Consider the following 20,432-nt stretch of genomic DNA (forward strand, 5'->3'; position numbering starts at 1 on the left):
ATCCAAAAAAATACTTGAGATCTCACCATTTATGCTCTATAAGACACGCAATGGCAATAACAATAGACACAATAAGACCAACTGTTAATTTCTATAACTATAATTAAAATACACTTTACTATTAAACCAAAAACAAACCAACCTCTTAAAAATAAACTCTATAAAACCACAATACAAACTACTAAAACAAAATTATGTCTTTTTAATGTCAATCACTCTAACCAAAAAATCTTTATAAAATGCACCAAACCCTAAACAAAAAAACTACAATCTCATTAATTGAAGAATTCTTAAAATGACTACTACCTCATCTCATGTTCTTCAATAACCCCTAAATGTGTCTTTTTGATGTCAAAAAAACATTTTTTATTATTGGAGGATTTCTTATGAAAAAATCATATCTTATCTTAAAAAGCGGTGATTTAAGGGGATATTCTTTTTCTCGTCGTTCACCTTTGTTGAAAGCTGCTTCATTAGGAATAGCTATGGCAGCGCTCCTATCGAGTGTTGCGCCTGTCGTTGCATCTAATTTTTCTCCAACAGAGCAGCAAACAACGATACAAAGTTCACAGAGTCTTAAGGGCACAGGTGTGATTTCCTTAAAAGCTCCTGAGAAAGCTTCAAAAAAATCTCGTGATTCTGTTTTTGCGAGTAATCGTTACTGTGGTATCGACAATATCGTTGTTTCTAATTCCTCTGATTCAAAGAAGATAATCAGTGAGGAAAGTTATGTAAATCTTCTTACACATCACAAATTTGATAATTGGTGCTCTCGTGGTTTTGGAGTTCAACAAGCCACTTGGACTGTTGATGGTAAAAATACAGTTCTTGATGTGTATGAGACACGTGTTTTGAGTAATAGGTCGACAGGGGCATTGCTTCCGGAAAGTTCGGAAATTAGTATCGGTAGTGGGGCTAAGGTAATGACTCATTCTATCGCTATAGGTTTTGATGCTCGTGCCGATGCAAGTAAATCGGTTGCTTTAGGTTCTCAATCTGTGGCTGGTGGAATCCTTCGTGCACCAGGTTATGATGCTTGGAAAGATGGTATGTCGGCTAAGACTGATTATATATGGAGATTTACTCTCGGGATAGTCTCTATTGCTGATCCTGCTAATGGAAGCTCACGACTACTTACCGGAGTAGCAGCTGGGATAAAGGATACTGATGCTGTGAATGTTGCTCAGCTGCAGGCTTTAAGACAATGGACAGCAAAGATTGCAAATGATGTTTCTGCCTCTTTAGGGGGCGGAGCGGACATTCTTGATGGGAAAGCTCCAACTTATAAGATTCAAGGTTCAAATCATCGTGATGTAGGATCGGCATTTAAGGGTGTTGATGGCTCGATTAGTGATCTTTATTCAAAGATTGCGAATGTAGCAGGGGATAACTTTGTTGAGCAAGAAGAAGGGGAGAGCGGTCGTATCACGATAGGCTCGAAAGTTGGTGGAACAGCAATAGATCTTACGAATAAAGAAGGCCAAGGTCGGAGGCTTTCTGGTTTGGCGGATGGAAAGCTTTCGGATAGTTCGACAGAAGCGGTTACAGGGAAACAGCTTTATGATGTTGATACCAAGCTCACTAAAACCACACAAGATGTTACAAAAGTCCGAGGTGATATTACGAAAATCCAAGGGGATGTTACGAAAGTTCAGGGGGATGTTACAAAAGTCCAAGGAGAAGTCGCAACGATTGCGAAGAATACCTCTGCCTATTTAGGAGGTGGAGCGGACATTCTTGGTGGGAAAGCTCCAACTTATAAGATTCAAGGTTCAAATCATCATGATGTCGGTTCAGCATTTGTTGGTGTTGATGGTTTGATTACAGATCTTTATTCAAAGATTGCGGGTGTAGCAGGGGGTAGTCTTGTTGAGCAAGAACAAGAAGAGAGTAGCAAAGGTCGTATTACGATAGGTTCGAAAGTTGGTGGTACGGAAATTAATTTATTGAATAATCAGTCAGTTGCACGTGTCCTTTCTGGTTTAGGTGATGGTGCTATTTCGGAAGGCTCGAACCATGCAGTTACTGGAAACCAACTTTACCTTACGAATAAGAAGGTCTCTGAATATTTAGGTGGCGGAGCAGGCTATGAAGATGGAGAATGGGTAGATCCTACTTTCACGATTAATGTGCTACAAGAAGATGGTTCTACAGAAGAGAAAGAATATAAGAATGTAGCGGATGCATTAAAAGATATTAGCAGCTCCTTCACGACGGTTGTAGAGACAAACCTAATTCAACAAGAAGAAAGTGAAGATGAAAGCGGTCGCATCCTGATAGGTTCGAAGGTTGGTGGTACGGAAGTTAATCTTACGAACAAAGACGGAGAAGGTCGTACGCTTTCTGGCTTGAAGGATGGAGAACTTTCAGACAGTTCGACAGAAGCGGTTACAGGCAAACAGCTTTATGATGTTGATACCAAGCTCACTAAGACCACACAAGATGTTACAAAAGTCCAAGGTGATATTACAAAAATCCAAGGGGATGTTACGAAAGTTCAGGGGGATGTTACGAAAGTTCAGGGGGATGTTACAAAAGTCCAAGGAGAAGTCGCAACGATTGCGAAGAATACCTCTGCCTATTTAGGAGGTGGAGCGGACATTCTTGGTGGGAAAGCTCCAACTTATAAGATTCAAGGTTCAAATCATCGTGATGTCGGTTCAGCATTTGTTGGTGTTGATGGTTTGATTACAGATCTTTATTCAAAGATTGCGGGTGTAGCAGGGGGTAGTCTTGTTGAGCAAGAACAAGAAGAGAGTAGCAAAGGTCGTATTACGATAGGTTCGAAAGTTGGTGGTACGGAAATTAATTTATTGAATAATCAGTCAGTTGCACGTGTCCTTTCTGGTTTAGGTGATGGTGCTATTTCGGAAGGCTCGAACCAGGCAGTTACTGGAAACCAACTTTACCTTACGAATAAGAAGGTCTCTGAATATTTAGGTGGTGGAGCAGGCTATGAAGATGGAGAATGGGTAGATCCTACTTTCACGATTAATGTGCTACAAGAAGATGGTTCTACAGAAGAGAAAGAATATAAGAATGTAGCGGATGCATTAAAAGATATTAGCAGCTCCTTCACGACGGTTGTAGAGACAAACCTAATTCAACAAGAAGAAAGTGAAGATGAAAGCGGTCGCATCCTGATAGGTTCGAAGGTTGGTGGTACGGAAGTTAATCTTACGAACAAAGACGGAGAAGGTCGTACGCTTTCTGGCTTGAAGGATGGAAAGCTTTCAGACAGTTCGACAGAAGCGGTTACAGGCAAACAGCTTTATGATGTTGATACCAAGCTCACTAAGACCACACAAGATGTTACAAAAGTCCAAGGTGATATTACAAAAATCCAAGGGGATGTTACAAAAGTTCAAGGAAATGTCTCAACGATTGCGAAGAACGCTTCTGCCTATTTAGGAGGTGGAGCGGACATTCTTGGTGGAAAAGCTCCAACTTATAAGATTCAAGGTTCAAATCATCATGATGTCGGTTCAGCATTTGTTGGTGTTGATGGTTTGATTACAGATCTTTATTCAAAGATTGCGGGTGTAGCAGGGGGTAGTCTTGTTGAGCAAGAACAAGAAGAGAGTAGCAAAGGTCGTATTACGATAGGTTCGAAAGTTGGTGGTACGGAAATTAATTTATTGAATAATCAGTCAGTTGCACGTGTCCTTTCTGGTTTAGGTGATGGTGCTATTTCGGAAGGCTCGAACCAGGCAGTTACTGGAAACCAACTTTACCTTACGAATAAGAAGGTCTCTGAATATTTAGGTGGCGGAGCAGGCTATGAAGATGGAGAATGGGTAGATCCTACTTTCACGATTAATGTGCTACAAGAAGATGGTTCTACAGAAGAGAAAGAATATAAGAATGTAGCGGATGCATTAAAAGATATTAGCAGCTCCTTCACGACGGTTGTAGAGACAAACCTAATTCAACAAGAAGAAAGTGAAGATGAGAGTGGCCGCATTACGATAGGTGCGAAGACAGGTGGAACGGAAATTAATCTTACGAACCAAGATGGAGAAGGTCGGACGCTTTCTGGCTTGAAAGATGGAGAACTTTCAGAAAACTCGACAGAAGCAGTTACTGGAAAACAGCTTTATGAAGTTGATAGCAAGCTCACTAAGACCACGCAAAACGTAGCAAATTTATCTACGAGTATGGATAAAGTCCAAGGCGATGTTACGAAAATCCAAGGAGATGTCTCAACGATTGCAAACAATACATCAAAATATTTGGGAGGCGGATCGAATATTCTTGGTGGTGAAGCTCCAACATATAAAGTCCAGAATACAGAGCATCATGATGTAGGCTCAGCGTTTGCTGGTGTTGATGGTTCGATTACAGATATTTATTCAAAGATTGCGAGTGTAGCAGGGGGTAGTCTTGTTGAGCAAGAACAAGAAGAGAGTGGCAATGGTCGCATCCTGATAGGTTCGAAAGTTGGTGGCACGGCAATTGATCTTACGAACCAAGATGGAGAAGGTCGTACACTTTCTGGCTTGAAAGATGGAACGCTTTCCGACAGTTCGACTGAAGCAGTTACTGGAAAACAGCTTTATGAAGTTGATAACAAGCTTACTAAGACTACACAAGATGTTACAAAAGTCCAAGATGATGCCAAAAAGATTGCGAAGAATGCCTCATCCTATTTAGGAGGTGGAGCGGATATTCTTGGAGGCATAGCACCAAGTTATAAAGTCCAGGGTAATGATTACAGTAATGTGGGTGAAGCTTTTGCTGGCGTTGATAGTTCCCTTTCAGATATTTATAAGGAACTATCAGGATCTGGAAGTAAGAGCCTTGTTCAACAAGAAGAAGGAGAGAATGATCGTATTACAATAGGTGCGAAGACGGGTGGAACGGAAATTAGTTTATTGAATAATCAGTCAGTTGCACGTGTTCTTTCTGGTTTAGGTGATGGTGCTATTTCGGAAGGCTCGAATCAGGCTGTTACTGGGAACCAGCTTTATGAAACAAACACAAAACTTGCTGCATATTTAGGTGGAGGAGCGAGCTATGAAGATGGGCAATGGGCAGATCCTACCTTCACGATTAATGTGCTGCAAGAAGATGGTTCTACAGAAGAGAAAGAATATAAGAATGTAGCGGATGCATTAAAGGATATTAGCAGCTCCTTTACGACGGTTGTAGAGACAAACCTAATTCAACAAGAAGAAAGTGAAGATGAGAGTGGCCGCATTACGATAGGTGCGAATACAGGTGGAACGGAAATTAATCTTACGAACAAAGATGGAGAAGTTCGGACGCTTTCTGGCTTGAAAGATGGAGAGCTTTCTGACAGTTCGACTGAAGCAGTTACTGGAAAACAGCTTTATGAAGTTGATAGCAATCTGAAAGAGACAAAAGAAACAGTTTCTAATTTGAGCACGAGTATGGATAAAGTCCAAGGAGATGTCTCAACGATTGCAAATAATACGTCGAAATATTTAGGAGGCGGAGCGGATATTCTTGGAGGCATAGCACCAAGTTATAAAGTCCAGGGTAATGATTACAGTAATGTGGGTGAAGCTTTTGCTGGCGTTGATAGTTCCTTTTCAGATATTTATAAGGAACTATCAGGATCTGGAAGTAAGAGCCTTGTTCAAAAAGAGAAAAGTGAAGATGGGAGTGGTCGTATCACGATAGGTGCGAAGACGGGTGGTACGGAAATTAGTTTATTGAATAATCAGTCAGTTGCACGTGTTCTCTCTGGTTTGGGTGATGGAGCTATTTCGGAAGGCTCGAACCAGGCAGTTACTGGAAACCAACTTTACCTTACGAATAAGAAGGTCTCTGAATATTTAGGTGGCGGAGCGGGCTATGAAGATGGAAAATGGGTAGATCCTACTTTCACGATTAATGTGCTACAAGAAGATGGTTCTACAGAAAAGAAAGAATATAAGAATGTAGCGGATGCTTTAGAGAATATTAGCAGCTCCTTCACAACAGCTTTAGAGACTAATCTTATACAACAAGAAAAAAGTGAAGATGAGAGTGGCCGCATTACGATAGGTGCGAAGACAGGTGGAACGGAAATTAATCTTACGAACCAAGATGGAGAAGGTCGGACGCTTTCTGGCTTGAAAGATGGAACGCTTTCAGCGAGCTCGACTGAAGCGATCACAGGAGCACAGCTTTATAAAACAAACACACGATTTGATGAAGCAAACATGCAACTTGCTAAATATTTAGGTGGGGGAGCTGAATATAAAGATGGTGTATGGACTGGTCCCACGTTTAATATTGTTCAATTCAATTTTGGTGGTAAAGGTGGTGGACCGGAAGACAAAGAGTATAAGAGTGTAGCTAGTGCTTTTGATGGTGTTAATGAAGGTCTGAAAAATTTGAATAATCGTTTAGATGATGTCAAAAATCAGGTAGAACAGACAAAAGATGATACGATAAAATGGGATGAGAATAAAGGTGCTTATGATGCAAGCCGTAAAAATAAAGATGGAAAAATGGAAAGCACAACAATTACTGGTGTGAAAGATGGTGATGTAAGCGAAGGCTCTACTGAAGCAGTTAATGGTGGACAACTTTGGGATACGAATCAAAGAGTCGATAAACTTGAAAATGAATTTGACAAGTTCCAGAATGAAACTAATCAGAAGGCAGAGGGAGCAGTTCAATATGATAAAGATAAGGATGGGAAGAAAACCAATAAAGTTACGTTAGTAGGAGGCGATGCCAGTGCACCTGTTGTGATTGATAATGTTGGTGATGGTAAAGTTGAGAAAGATTCGAAAGAAGCTATTAATGGAGGTCAATTGTATGAGAAAATGGCAATTGTTCTCGATGATTCAAAGAAGTATACAGACGAGAAGGTACAGGAAGCTAAAGATTACACTGACATGAAGTTTGAGAGCCTGAATTATAATATTGAGGGCGTAAAAAAGGAAGCAAGACAAGCAGCAGCTATTGGTCTAGCAGCAGCTAATTTGCGTTATGAAGATGCTCCTGGTGCATTAAGTGTTGCATTTAGTAGCGGTTCATGGCACAGCCAATCTGCAATTGCGTTCGGTGCTGGCTATACATCTGAAAGTGGAGATATTCGCTCTAATTTCTCTGTAACAACTGCGGGTGGTCATTGGGGTATAGGCGCAGGTATAAGTGTAAGACTGAAGTAATGATGAGATAAATAATAATGATAAAACGTTCGAGTGTTTTTGTAAGTATTTTTTTCCCCTTTGCCTTATTAGGCAAAGGGGAAAGCTTTGCTCATGAAAAAAATAATACATATACAGTGCAGCCACCTCAATTGTCTGTTCCGTCAGGAAAACCTGGAGAAATACGACGACTCATTATGCAGTTTTATAATTGGACCTTAATTTGTGATGAAAACACAATCTTGAACCAAGGTGTATGTAATGTAACGCAAACGGTCCATGATGAAGAAGATAATACAGTTTTTAGTTGGTCTCTTGTTTCTACAAAAAATGGTCAACCAGCTATACTCTTCCGTACATTGCCAAATGCTGATACGACTGTCCCTATAAAAATATTTATGGAAGGTATTAAAGAACCTAGTTTGGTTCGTTATACGCAGTGTGATGAAACAGTCTGTTTAGCACAGTCAGGTTTGAGTCCTATCTTAAGTGATCAAATAGAAAAAAAGAAGAGTGTACGTATTTCTTATAACCTTAAAGAAGGAAAAACACTCTCTTTTATTTTACCATTTAATGGGTTGAGTGAAGCACTATTTTCTTTACAACGATAAGAGATGTAATAAGCTGAAGAAAAAAGAGATTTTTATTTTAGCTAAGTAGTCATTATTTTTTTTGAATTGAAATAATAAAATAAAAAAACTGATCAGCTATATTTACTTTTAAGTATATATAATATCAAGAACAATTGTATTTTATTTTTATAGATAAGTTTAATAGATTTTAGAAAAAGAGTATATTTTTGTATATCAATTTTACATGATAAACACTCTTAAGAAGAAAGTGTGTATTTTCGTAGGAATGATTAAATAATCGTTTTGTGTTGTGGTAGATAAAGTTAACTTTATTTTATTATGAAGCAACAGCAACCACGCAAGAAATGGTGGAGATCAATATTCTTATTCAACTGGATAGAGTGCATAAATTGTATGATTAAATAGTTGCAGTTGTAACATCAAAAATTTTTCTCATTTAAAATCTTTATCTTTTATGTGGCAATTGGTTTGCAAACCAGTAATTGTCGTTTTCTTATCGCGCGACTTGTTCATTGATTTTAAGGTTAGAAAAAAGATGATTTTTTATTATAAAAACAATAAATTATGTGACTGAAGGGTTAAAAGTTTGTCGTTTAAAATTGAAGAAAAGACTCATTAAATGTTATCGTTTAGTTGCAGTGGATACATGCTGTTTTATTGAGCGTATTTTAGATGAAACTGGTCTTGAATTAAAGATTGTTGAGAAGAAACAGATTGGGTATTTTTATTTATTTGAGTTGTTATGCTCATTCAATTTTTTAATTTTTAGAAAAAAGATATGTGGTCAGATGGTTTCAGATCCTTGAAAAATTATGTGAGAATTTTTCAGATCCTTATAGATGAGACATTTTATTGCAAGGCTTAAAATTTTATCTTTTGGGAACTTCTGGAATAATAATGATTTTATTGAGTAGGGATCCATCTCAATTACAAAGAGTATGATCAGAGCCAAATTGAGGATTTTTTGATCAAGAGCTTAAGTAGCTACGATCCTTATGATAAAAAATTTATTGTTGTAGGATATAGAAAAATGGGTAACTACTTTTTGTATTGAAGACAAAAGGAAAAATGTAGTTTGAGCGAGTTGTGCTATTTTAGATGGTATTTAAATTTTATTCAGTGAGTGATTCAAGAGTCGCAGCTTATGAAGCAAAGTAAGAAATTTTACTACAACTGAATGTTGAATGATAGTGTTTGGGATATCATCATAAAAACAAGTGTTTTAAGTATTAAAAATTATCAGAATGTAGAAATAGTAAGTTTATGAAAAAAACAACATCAAAAGGTGGTAGAGGTGGTTCGGGATCACATGTGCTATATCAGCGTGTGAAAAAGAAAGCAGGAACGATTAAAGCATCATCACGGCGATGGTTAGAGAGGCATTTGAATGATCCTTATGTTCATCAATCAAAAGTGGATGGTTATCGTTCACGGTCCGCTTATAAACTTATTGAAATTGATGAGCGTTATAAGATCTTCAAAAAAGGCCAGAAAATCATTGATCTAGGAGCTGCTCCTGGGGGATGGTGTCAGGTTGCAGCCCGTAAAGTGGAATCAAGTGATCAAAAGCCTAGTGTTGTTGGTATTGATTATTTACCAATGGATCCACTACCGGGAGTTGTCATATTGGAGATGGATTTTTTACATGAAAATGCACCGCAGAAGTTGATGAATGCTTTAGGAGAACAGCCAGATATAGTGCTTTCTGATATGGCAGCACCAACAACGGGGCATCGTCAAACGGATCATTTAAGAACAGTATATTTATGTGAAGTGGCTGCGGATTTTGCTCTTTCCGTTCTTAAACCTGGAGGTCATTTTTTAGCAAAGGCTTTTCAGGGAGGAGCAGAGAATACTCTTCTCACTACATTAAAACAGAATTTTAAAACGGTTCATCATGTCAAACCTCCTGCAAGCCGAGCAGAATCAGTTGAACTTTATCTTTTAGCTCTTGAATTTAAGGGTATAACTGAAACACAAAAATAGCTTTTATATATAAAAAGCTAAAAGTTATTTGATTTGATTGATAACACAAAAACTTTTTTAATCAATTTATAGTAATTATTGTTTGTTTTTTGTACAGAATAAAAACCCATAAAATAAACAAATAAACGTATTTTTGTATAAATAGAAAAAGCGAATTCCTCAATGAGCATTTTATGAAATTTCTTGATCAGGCTAAAGTTTATATTCGTTCTGGTAATGGTGGAGCAGGAGCAGTATCATTCCGTCGTGAAAAGTTTATAGAATTTGGAGGTCCAGATGGAGGGAATGGCGGACGTGGCGGTGATGTATGGGCTCTTGTTGTCGATGGGCTCAATACACTGATTGATTATCGTTATCAGCAGCATTTTAGAGCAAAAACAGGAGGGCATGGTAAGGGGCGCAATATGACAGGCGTAAAGGGTGATGATGTCATTCTTAAAGTGCCAGTTGGAACACAGATTTTTGAAGAAGATAATAAAACATTGATTTGTGATTTGATAGAAGTTGGTCAACGTTATCGTCTGGCTAAAGGAGGCAATGGCGGTTTCGGTAATCTTCATTTTACAACTTCTACGAATCGAGCACCTCGGCATGCAAATCCAGGCTTGAGTGGAGAAGAACGTACACTTTGGCTACGTTTGAAATTAATTGCTGATGGGGGGCTTATTGGTTTGCCAAATGCTGGAAAATCAACTTTTTTGGCGGCAGTAACGGCCGCAAAGCCGAAAATTGCTAGTTATCCTTTTACTACTTTGCATCCTCATCTTGGTGTTGCATCTGTTGATGCTCGTGAATTTGTTTTGGCTGATATTCCTGGTTTGATAGAGGGAGCTCATGAAGGTGTGGGAATCGGTGACCGCTTTTTAGGGCATGTGGAACGTTGCCGTGTTTTACTTCATTTGGTTTCCGCTCAAGAAGAAGATGTGGCAAAAGCTTATCACACTATTCGCCATGAGCTCACGCTATATGGACATCATTTGAGTGATAAAACTGAAATTGTGGCTTTAAGCCAAATCGATACTCTGCCTATTGAAGAGCGTGTCGTCAAACAGGAAATGTTGCAAAAGGCATCTGGTAAATCGGTTATGATGGTTTCTGCGGTAAGTCATGAAGGCTTAGATCATGTATTGCGTGCTATTGCACATATCATTGAAAAAGAACGAACAAATAATGTTCGTGAAGCGTAAATAGGATTCATGACGGTGACCATTGGAATGCGAAAACTTTCACAATATAAGCGTATTGTGATTAAAGTTGGTTCTGCGCTTTTAGTGGATCCTCAAAAAGGTTTACGCGTTGAGTGGCTTAAAAGTTTAATTAATGATGCTGTTCAATTACGCCAAAAAGGTGTTGAGGTTTTATTTGTTTCTTCTGGTGCTATTGCTTTAGGGCGTACCTCACTTCATCTCTCTAAGGGTGTTTTAAAATTAGAAGAGAGTCAGGCGTGTGCTGCCTTAGGTCAGATTGAACTTGCTAAAGCTTATAGCGATGTATTGGCCCAACATGGATTGAGAACAGGTCAGATTTTGCTGACATTATCCGATACCGAAGAACGTCGCCGTTATCTTAATGCACGTGCTACTATTGATACACTTTTACGTTTTGGAGTCGTTCCTGTTATCAATGAAAATGATACCGTAGCGACAAGTGAAATTCGTTATGGCGATAATGATCGTTTAGCAGCACGTGTTGCAACGATGATAGGGTCGGATCTTTTAATCCTTTTATCTGATGTTGATGGTCTTTATACGTGTTCTCCTCATTTGAATCCAGATGCTGAATTTATTTCTTTTGTTTCATCAATTACACGTGATATTGAGAACATGGCAGGTGTTGCTGCTTCAGAGTTTTCACGGGGTGGAATGAAGACTAAACTTGAGGCAGGGAAAATAGCTACTGCTGCTGGAACAGCAATGGTTATTACTTTAGGAAAGCGTATGAATCCCCTTTTAGCAATTGACAAAGGAGAACGCAGTAGTTTTTTTGCTGCAAGTGAGAAGCCGGTAAATGCTTGGAAAAAATGGATTTCTGGTCATTTAGATCCATCGGGCATTTTGACTATTGATCAGGGGGCCATTAAAGCGCTTGAATCTGGAAAATCATTACTTGCTGCCGGAGTTGCTGCGGTTGAGGGAGTGTTTGATCGTGGCGATATGGTTGCAATTGTTGATAAAAATGGAATTGAGATTGCTCGTGGTCTTGTAAATTATGGGGCAGATGAAGCGAGAGTTATTATAGGCCGTAAGAGTGAAGAAATAGACTATATTCTTGGGAATGGAGTGCGTTCCGTTGTAGTGCATCGCAATGATATGGTTTTACGTTGCTTATCGGATTGAATATAAAAGTTCTTCTTTTTTTGTGAATGAGTGATGATATGACTTTAGCAGAACAGATGAGAGTTATGGGGCAGAAAGCACATGATGTTGCTTCAATACTTGCAAGTGCTTCTGCTGACCAAAGAAAAAGTGCTTTGGAAATGATTGCTCTAAATCTAGAATCTCGGTCGGTTGAAATTTTATGTGCTAATCGTCAAGATTTAGAAAATGCTGCTCGGAATAGTTTATCATCCGCGATGATGGATCGGCTGAAGTTGGATGAATCGCGTTTACATGCAATAATTGATAGTGTTCGTCAGATCGCTTGCTTGCCGGATCCTGTTGGAGAAGTGATTAGTGAATGGACGCGTCCAAATGGGCTTCATATCCGTCGTGTGCGAACACCACTTGGTGTCATCGGTATTATTTATGAAAGTCGGCCAAATGTTACGATTGATGCAAGTGCTTTGTGTTTAAAATCTGGAAATGCTGCAATTTTGCGTGGTGGTTCAGATAGTTTTCATTCTGCACTTGCGCTTCATTCGGCATTAGTAAAAGGGCTGGAACAAGCAGGCTTGCCTAAGAGCGCTATTCAAATAGTGAAAACAAAAGATCGTGATGCTGTTGGAGAAATGCTTAAGGGTTTAGATGGCGCAATTGATGTTATTATACCCCGTGGTGGGAAAAATCTGGTAGCACGTATTCAATCTGATGCGCGTGTTCCTATTTTTGCACATTTAGAAGGCCTTTGTCATATTTATATTGATAAGTCAGCGGATTTAGATATGGCACGTGAAATTGTATTAAATGCAAAATTACGGCGTACAGGTATATGTGGAGCTGTTGAGACAGTTTTGATTGACCGTCAGGCATTAAAAAAGTTTCTTCCTGTTCTCATTGCTTTACAGGAGAAGGGATGTGAAGTTCGTGTGACAGAAGATATCATCTCGCTTATGCAAGGAGCTAGATTAGCCTGTGAAGAAGATTGGTCTTGTGAATATCTTGATGCAATTTTATCTGCTAAAACGGTTGATGGTATTGAGGGAGCCATTGCACACATTCAGCGTTATTCGTCAGGACATACTGAATCAATTATTAGTGAGGATATGGGAGTGGTTAAAATGTTTTTTGATCGTTTAGATTCAGCCATTTTGCTTCATAATGCATCAACACAATTTGCTGATGGAGGGGAATTTGGTTTTGGAGCAGAAATTGGTATTGCAACAGGGAAAATGCATGCACGTGGACCGATAGGGGTTGAACAGTTGACATCATTTCAATATCACATTAGTGGAAATGGGCAGGTTAGGCCTTGAAACAACTTTTTTTTCCATGGGAAAATCGTATACCACATGTTGAAAAGTCCAATGTTGTTGGCCTTTTTGGTGGATCATTTAATCCACCACATGCGGGTCATCTTCTTGTTGCAAAAACTGCAATTTTGCGTTTGCGTCTTAATCAATTATGGTGGATGATAACTCCAGGAAATCCTTTAAAAGATTGTATACAATTGCCATCTTTGCATAAGAGAATGCAGTTAAGCTCGGAATTTCTTAATCATCCCAAAATTCGCGTAACAGGTTTTGAAAAGACTATAGGAAGTAAAATATCAGTTGATACGATTTCTTATATCCTTAAACGTTATAGGAGAGTGCATTTTGTGTGGGTTATGGGAGCAGATAATTTAGCAACGTTTCATTATTGGCATAGGTGGCGGGATATTATGTCTATGATTCCTGTTGCAATCATTGATCGCCCTTTAGCACGGATGTCAACACTTTCTTCTCCTATGGCTAGAACTTATTGTTATTCTCGTGTGGATGAGAGAGCAAGTACGCTATTGCCTTTTATGGCACCACCTGCTTGGATTTATTTACATGGGCCTTTATCTTTTCAATCTTCAACAAAGCTGCGTTTAGAAGGAAATGATTCTTCTTGAAGATTTTATAGGATTCTGCAACTATTTTAGAGTATTCTTCTTTTACTCTTAACTCTTATGTTTTAATAATAATAAGAAAGGATATTAGTCTGGAAAAATTTGTACAAAAACGTTGTAATATTATTGCTTCTTCAGCAGAAGAAAAATGCTTGTCAGTTACGAATGGTCTTAAAATTATTCTGAGTAGTTTAGAAGATATAAAAGCAGAAGATATTATTTCTATTGATCTACGGGGAAGGTCTTCTTTAGCTGATTATATGGTTATTGCTTCTGGGTGTTCTCAGCGTCATGTTTTGGCTATCACTGATCGTCTTTTATCTGTTTGGAAAGGAAGTGGATATGGTAACGCGAGGGTAGAGGGAATGGCTGGAGGGGATTGGGTACTAATTGATGCAAGCGATATCATTATTCACCTTTTTCGTCCGGAAATTCGCACTTTTTATAATTTAGAAAAAATATGGCTTGATTCAGGTTTGGAGAATATTGAATCAATTCTTGTTGGAGACAACTGATATGCAAGTTTCTATTTTTGCTGTTGGTCGTATGAAACAAGGTGCTGAACAGATATTAGTTCACCGTTATTTAGATCGTTTTTCTAAAAGTGCTGGGGCTATAGGTTTTCAGTTTGGAAAAATGCAAGAAATATCAGAAAGTCGTGCTCAGACGCCCTGTCAACGTATGAAAGAAGAAGGAAAAAAACTTTTTGAGTATTTACCTGAAAAATGCCGATTAATTGTATTGGATGAGCGTGGAAAGTCAATATCATCATCTATTTTTGCTGAGAAATTAGTATTTTATCGTGATGAGGGTGTTCGTGATTTAATACTTGCTTTAGGAGGACCTGATGGGCATAGTGAACAAGTTAGAAACCACGCTGATTTTATTTTATCTTTTGGGTTTATGACCTGGCCGCATCAGATCGCACGTATATTACTTACAGAACAGCTGTATAGAGCCATAACAATTATTGGTCATCACCCTTATCATCGTTTTTAAATTTTATTTTATACCTATTCATGCACTTGTTAACATTGTTTTAGGTGACAGCATTTAAAGCATTGTTAGTTTATATAATTGAGTTTGATGGTTGGATAAATGAAGAGGTTTCTTCATGAAAAGATAAAGATGCAATATTTATGCAAGAAGTGCATGATATTGCTGTTGCTGATATTAAGTACGGATATTCAGACATCTATTTCATATGCTGAAGATATGGACAGTCGCGAAGTAGTACAAAAAACATTAATGGACATTCGCAATAATATCTCTGTATCGCGTAAACATATTGCTTCATTGATACAACAAGTTGACCTTTTGAAAAAAGATCAACGTGCTTTGACTGATGAACTCATAAAAGTTGCTAAAGTAGAGCGTAATTTAGCAAATGATATTATTGAAAGGGAGGAAAAGCTTAAGCAACTTTTAGAACAGAAGACGCAAGTGTATCAAAATTTAAAAAATCGCCAGGCTGAATTTTCAGAGATATTAGCTATTTTAGCACGGACAGGATTAAAACCACCTCCTGCTCTTATAGCGCAACCTAAAGATATTCTTGCCTCCATACGCAGCTCTATTTTATTGGGAGCTATCATTCCTGATATGCAAGAAAAAACACAGAATTTAACAAAAAATCTAAAAAAATTGACTAATTTAGGTCATGTTATTGCTATGGAATGCGTAGATTTAAAAGCTAAAATGCAAAATCAAGCAGAGCAGCTTAAATATTTAGAGTTTTTGTTAGATGAAAAAGAAAAATTACAGAAAAGATCACAAAAAGAGCTTATAATGCTGCGACAGAAAAATATTACTCTTATTAAGAAAGCGCAGTCTTTAGAAGAATTAATTTTAGAGCTTGATTATCAAGCACAGTCTGATTCCACTTCATCAGAGAATATACGGAAAAGTTTACAATTATTAGAGCAGAGAGATCTTCAAAATAAAAAGGGTCATTTTCTTTTACCTGTTTCAGGAAAAAAAATTCAACATTTTAATAATAGTTCGCATGTTGCGCGTTTTGGTGAAATTATTGCAACAGAACCAGAAGCTATAGTTATAGCTCCCGCTGATGCCCTTGTGGCTTTTTCTGGATCATTTCGTTCTTATGGACAATTAATTATTCTTAATGTTGGACATGGTTACTATATTACTCTTATCGGAATGGCTAAAATCAATGTAACACAGGGGCAGTTTGTTCTTTCAGGTGAACCTATTGGTATGATGGGAACGGAATTTATTGCGAATACTATTGCATTGGATATAGGCAAAAAGACTCCAATGCTTTACATTGAGTTTAGAAAGCATGGAAAACCTGTGGATCCAAAACCTTGGTGGCAGACTGAACAATTAAAAAGGAACAAAAATGATTCGTAAAGTTATACTTTCGGTCGCTGTGATATTGCTCAGCGTCAGTTCAACGATTATAGTGCAATCTGTTGCTGCGAATAATGACAGTAATATTTATAAACAGTTGGCTATATTTGGTGATATCTTTGAACGAGTGCGGATGCACTATGTTACAGTTCCAAATGATAAAAAGCTTGTTGAGAATGCTATTAATGGAATGCTTTCTTCGCTTGATCCTCATTCCTCTTATATGGATGCTGAAGCCGCTAAAGACATGAGAGCTTCTACTAAGGGAGAGTTTGGTGGTCTTGGTATTGAAGTAACCATGGAAAAGAGTCTTCTTAAGATTGTTTCCCCGATGGAGGATACACCAGCTTCAAAAGCTGGTATTTTAGCAGGAGATGTGATTTTAAAGATTGATGGTAAACAGGTAAAAGGTCAGTCTTTGAATGAAGCTGTGAATCAAATGAGAGGTGCTGTTGGTACACCGGTTACGCTAACAATTATTCGTTCTGGTGTTGATAAACCTCTTGAGATCAAAGTTATTCGTGATATTATCAAAGTGAAGGCGGTTAAGTATCGTGTTGAAAATGATATTGGTTATTTAAAACTTATTCAATTTTCTGAGCAGACTTTTGGTGATCTTCAAGCTGCAGTTAAAGACATTCAATCCAAAATTTCTCAAGATCGTTTGAAAGGGTATGTGCTTGATTTACGCCTTAATCCTGGAGGCCTTTTAGAACAGGCGGTTAGTATTTCAGGTGCTTTTCTTAATAGAGGCGAAATTGTATCGATTCGTGGTCGTAGAAAGAAAGATGTGACGAGATTTGATGCTAGACCAGGAGATCTGATTAATGGGAAGCCTCTCATTGTTCTTATTAATGGTGGTTCAGCAAGTGCTTCTGAAATTGTTGCAGGGGCTTTACAAGATCATCGTCGCGCTACAATTTTAGGAACACAATCTTTTGGTAAGGGATCTGTTCAAACCATTATTCCTTTAGGTGAAAATGGAGCTTTACGTTTAACGACAGCGCTTTATTACACCCCGATGGGTACATCAATTCAAGGAACTGGGATTACCCCTGATATTATTGTTGAGCAGCCATTGCCTGAAAAATATAAGGGTTATGATGTAACGCTTGGTGAATCTGAGTTAAAAGGACATATCAAAGGAAAACAAGAAAGTGAGAAAGGCTCTGGTTCAGCTGCTTTTGTTCCTAAAGATCCTAAGGATGATGTGCAATTGAATGAAGCTTATAAGCTTTTACGGGGTGAGATAACGCATAAGGCATTTCCACCAGATCCTCATCAAGGTATTTTAAAATAAGAAGAAAGCTGTACAGCTTATAGTTTTATATGAGCTGTATTTTTATAAGGGATAATGAGGTGGATACAATTGTTGGTTTTAAAGCTCTCCCTTATCGGAAATGTGTGGGAATTCTTGTGTTTAATCATGAAGGTAAAGTTTGGGTTGGACGCCGTTTGATGGCAGTTGCTGACGCACAAGTTGACATGTCCAAACTTTGGCAGTTACCACAGGGGGGAATTAATCCAGGAGAAAAGCCGATAGATGCAGCACGACGTGAACTTTATGAAGAAACAGGTATCCAATCCATTAAGTTGATTAAGGAAGCTCAGGATTGGTTTAAGTATGATTTCCCACAAGAACTTATGGGACATGTTTTAAATAATAAATATCGTGGTCAAATACAAAAATGGTTTTCTTTTCAGTTTACGGGAGAGACTTCTGAAATTACCATTAATCCACCACCTGATGGTAATACGGCAGAGTTTGATCAGTGGAAATGGATTGATTTGGAAGAGATTCCTTCAATTGTTGTTTCTTTTAAAAAGCATGTTTATACAAAAGTTGTGAAAGAATTTCGAAATAGTGCTAGATGTTTATAAATCTTATAATTGTAAAAGCTATTTTTTCTTAAGAAGCTTTGTATTATGTCTTGTTATCAGAAATAATAGCAGTGATTCTATTGTGTGTTTAAAAATTAGGATGTGAGATGAAAAAAATATTTAATTTCTTTATAACTTTTACACTCTTGAGTGTTTCTGTTGCATTTGCGCAGAGTACAAAGCCGACTACAACAAAGCTTTCTGAAGCTTCATTGCCGAACGGTGCTTCTTCTTTAACCGAGACTTATGGTTTGTGGAATGTTAACTGTAATCTACAGGACGGAAAAAAAGTTTGCTTTATGTATCGCCAAGAAGTTAATGATCAAAATCGTGTCATATTAGCTATGAACATTTCTTCCAATTCTGATGGTACTTTGACAGGAACTTTGACAGTTCCTTTTGGTATTTTAGTTTCTAAACCTATTCGTTTACAAGTAGATGGTGGAAAGAATGTTATTGAAACAAACATTCGGACTTGTATACCAGCAGGTTGCATTGTTCCAGTAGCTTTTGACAAAAATTATGTGGCAGCTTTACGTGCAGGAAAAAAGTTGAATTTAGCGATGACAGTTTCTACTCCAGGAGAGCCAGCTCTGAATGATTTGTTTGTGCAATTAAGTGGTTTTAGCGATGCACTGAATCGTTTTATTGCTTTGCAAATGTAATTTTATAATAAAAAGAAAATCGGCCTTTAAAGGCCGATACTATTTAGAATAGTTTATGAGGAAAACAAAAATTAATTAGCCAGCTGACTAATTAAATGAAGGATGAGAACTTTTGTAAATTCTTTTTCTATTTTGGTGTATTATTGCTTCACTTTAATATTTTATGACATTGCGGTATGATGATATATGCTAAAAATATTAATTTTTATTTGAAATGAAAAAGAAGAATAATTGGTGAGACTATTTTAATAAAGACTTTATTTGCATAAAGTTTTCTATATGAACCTCCATTCTATTGATTGGTAAAGGAAATACGAATGATCTATGCTTTTCTTAGTGTGCTGGATCTAATCTTTAGTATTTACATTGCTATCTTAGTAGCTCATGCTATTTTTTCTTGGCTTTATACATTTAATATTGTCAATACCCGGAATGTTTTTGTCACTATGATCGGTAATTTTCTATATCGTACAACAGAACCAATTTTATGCTATATTCGACGTTTTTTACCTAATCTTGGGACAATTGATATTTCACCTATTGTGGTTTTTATGATTATTTACTTTATTCGTATTTTCATGTGGCGTGCTTATGCAGGAATGCTTTTATAAAAGTGAAGATATTTCCTTAGGCGAAATAAGATGTTTTATCGAGTTGATGCTCATCGTTTGATTTTATTTGTCCGTTTGATTCCAAAAGCCTCAGTTGATAGTATAATAAAGGTTGAGAATAGAGATGATGGGAAACAGTATTTAATTATACGTCTGCGTGCTATTCCTGAAAACGGCAAAGCAAATAAAGCATTGATTAAATTTTTGGCGAAGCAATGGAAGATACCATCGTCTTGCATCTCTCTTGGAAGTGGAGCAACATCACACTATAAACAGCTTTATTTTTCAAAATATTTAAAAGAAGTAGAGAAAATATTACAATCTTTTAGAGTATAATCCTATAAAATTAAGAAGATGACAGCCTGTGAAGATACAGGCTGTGTTTTTATTTAAAGCGAACAGTTATGTTGTTTATTACGTTCAATCGCTTTTTTAATCAATTCATGTGCATAGTCTTTATCGCGCCAACCTTCAATTTTAACCCATTTTCCAGGTTCAAGATCTTTGTAATGTCCAAAAAAATGCTCAATTTGTTTTAATGTGATTTCTGGAAGATCTGTATAATTATGAACATTAATGTAGCGTTTTGTTAATTTTTGAGCAGGAATAGCAATAATTTTTTCGTCTTTGCCGCCATCATCTTCCATCATAAGAACACCGATTGGGTATACATTAATGACACAACCTGGAATAAGAGGACGGGTGCTACTGATGAGAACATCAATGGGATCACCATCTTCCGAAAGTGTATGCGGGATGAAGCCATAATTTCCAGGATAAGTCATTGGTGTATGGAGGAAACGGTCAACAAATAATAATCCAGATTTTTTATCCATTTCATATTTTATTGGTTGACTATCAATAGCAACTTCAATGATAACATTAACATCTTCTGGTGGATTTTTGCCGATAGGTATTTCATTAATGTTCACGTAATTACCCTTTCTAGAATTAAATAAAATC

The 20,432-nt window shown here is 37.4% G+C and carries 17 protein-coding genes; 16 read left to right on the forward strand and 1 reads right to left on the reverse strand.

The features are described 5' to 3' along the window. Positions 1–386: 386 nt before the first annotated feature. From BA1379B_RS06965 to BA1379B_RS00840, 16 genes are all read left to right on the forward strand, one after another. Positions 387–7,130: a YadA-like family protein gene (locus BA1379B_RS06965; protein WP_236829063.1), complete on the forward strand. Its 6,744-nt coding sequence runs from the start codon at positions 387–389 to the stop codon at positions 7,128–7,130. A gap of 17 nt (positions 7,131–7,147) precedes the next feature. Then, positions 7,148–7,720, forward strand: a complete 573-nt coding sequence (locus tag BA1379B_RS00770; protein WP_078692293.1) for an invasion associated locus B family protein — start codon at positions 7,148–7,150, stop codon at positions 7,718–7,720. A 548-nt stretch (positions 7,721–8,268) separates the two neighbouring features. Beyond that, positions 8,269–8,508 carry a hypothetical protein gene (locus BA1379B_RS00775; RefSeq protein WP_035006308.1) on the forward strand — a complete coding sequence of 80 codons (240 nt, stop codon included), beginning with the start codon at positions 8,269–8,271 and terminating at the stop codon, positions 8,506–8,508. A 457-nt stretch (positions 8,509–8,965) separates the two neighbouring features. Further along, positions 8,966–9,688 carry an RlmE family RNA methyltransferase gene (locus BA1379B_RS00780; protein ID WP_035006307.1) on the forward strand — a complete coding sequence of 241 codons (723 nt, stop codon included), beginning with the start codon at positions 8,966–8,968 and terminating at the stop codon, positions 9,686–9,688. A 173-nt stretch (positions 9,689–9,861) separates the two neighbouring features. Beyond that, positions 9,862–10,875 carry a GTPase ObgE gene (gene obgE, locus BA1379B_RS00785; RefSeq protein ID WP_035006306.1) on the forward strand — a complete coding sequence of 338 codons (1,014 nt, stop codon included), beginning with the start codon at positions 9,862–9,864 and terminating at the stop codon, positions 10,873–10,875. Between the two features lie 9 nt (positions 10,876–10,884). Beyond that, positions 10,885–12,024 (forward strand): glutamate 5-kinase, encoded by a 1,140-nt coding sequence (gene proB, locus BA1379B_RS00790; RefSeq protein WP_407636704.1) that lies wholly within the window; start codon positions 10,885–10,887, stop codon positions 12,022–12,024. 38 nt (positions 12,025–12,062) lie between these two features. After that, on the forward strand, positions 12,063–13,319 hold the full coding sequence (locus tag BA1379B_RS00795) for a glutamate-5-semialdehyde dehydrogenase (protein WP_078673569.1): 1,257 nt from the start codon (positions 12,063–12,065) through the stop codon (positions 13,317–13,319). A 29-nt stretch (positions 13,320–13,348) separates the two neighbouring features. Beyond that, a complete protein-coding gene (locus tag BA1379B_RS00800) occupies positions 13,349–13,942 on the forward strand; it encodes a nicotinate-nucleotide adenylyltransferase (RefSeq protein ID WP_078674082.1) in 594 nt (197 codons plus the stop codon). Between the two features lie 68 nt (positions 13,943–14,010). Beyond that, entirely contained in the window at positions 14,011–14,454 is a 444-nt protein-coding gene (rsfS, locus tag BA1379B_RS00805) for a ribosome silencing factor (protein WP_078673570.1), read from the forward strand. Position 14,455: 1 nt separating this feature from the next. Next, positions 14,456–14,938 carry a 23S rRNA (pseudouridine(1915)-N(3))-methyltransferase RlmH gene (gene rlmH, locus BA1379B_RS00810; RefSeq protein WP_078673571.1) on the forward strand — a complete coding sequence of 161 codons (483 nt, stop codon included), beginning with the start codon at positions 14,456–14,458 and terminating at the stop codon, positions 14,936–14,938. Between the two features lie 129 nt (positions 14,939–15,067). Continuing rightward, a complete protein-coding gene (locus BA1379B_RS00815) occupies positions 15,068–16,312 on the forward strand; it encodes a peptidoglycan DD-metalloendopeptidase family protein (protein ID WP_078673572.1) in 1,245 nt (414 codons plus the stop codon). Continuing rightward, entirely contained in the window at positions 16,302–17,612 is a 1,311-nt protein-coding gene (locus tag BA1379B_RS00820; RefSeq protein WP_035006300.1) for a S41 family peptidase, read from the forward strand. Before BA1379B_RS00815 ends, BA1379B_RS00820 begins: the two co-directional genes overlap by 11 nt. 29 nt (positions 17,613–17,641) lie before the next feature. Then, the gene (locus BA1379B_RS00825; RefSeq protein WP_371455293.1) at positions 17,642–18,193 is read left to right on the forward strand and encodes an RNA pyrophosphohydrolase; all 552 of its coding nucleotides are present in this window, start codon (positions 17,642–17,644) and stop codon (positions 18,191–18,193) included. A 107-nt stretch (positions 18,194–18,300) separates the two neighbouring features. After that, the gene (locus BA1379B_RS00830; protein ID WP_035006298.1) at positions 18,301–18,858 is read left to right on the forward strand and encodes an invasion associated locus B family protein; all 558 of its coding nucleotides are present in this window, start codon (positions 18,301–18,303) and stop codon (positions 18,856–18,858) included. Positions 18,859–19,175: 317 nt separating this feature from the next. Continuing rightward, positions 19,176–19,469, forward strand: coding sequence for a YggT family protein (locus tag BA1379B_RS00835; protein WP_035006297.1), 294 nt, complete (start codon positions 19,176–19,178; stop codon positions 19,467–19,469). A gap of 30 nt (positions 19,470–19,499) precedes the next feature. Then, positions 19,500–19,805 carry a DUF167 domain-containing protein gene (locus BA1379B_RS00840; RefSeq protein WP_035006296.1) on the forward strand — a complete coding sequence of 102 codons (306 nt, stop codon included), beginning with the start codon at positions 19,500–19,502 and terminating at the stop codon, positions 19,803–19,805. Positions 19,806–19,858: 53 nt separating this feature from the next. Here the strand turns inward: BA1379B_RS00840 and ppa are convergent, their stop codons facing one another. Continuing rightward, positions 19,859–20,401, reverse strand: a complete 543-nt coding sequence (ppa, locus tag BA1379B_RS00845) for an inorganic diphosphatase (RefSeq protein ID WP_078692294.1) — start codon at positions 20,399–20,401, stop codon at positions 19,859–19,861. Positions 20,402–20,432 lie beyond the last annotated feature (31 nt).

It is taken from the genome of Bartonella sp. A1379B (genome assembly GCF_002022485.1).
In the GTDB taxonomy this organism is placed as follows: domain Bacteria; phylum Pseudomonadota; class Alphaproteobacteria; order Rhizobiales; family Rhizobiaceae; genus Bartonella; species Bartonella rochalimae.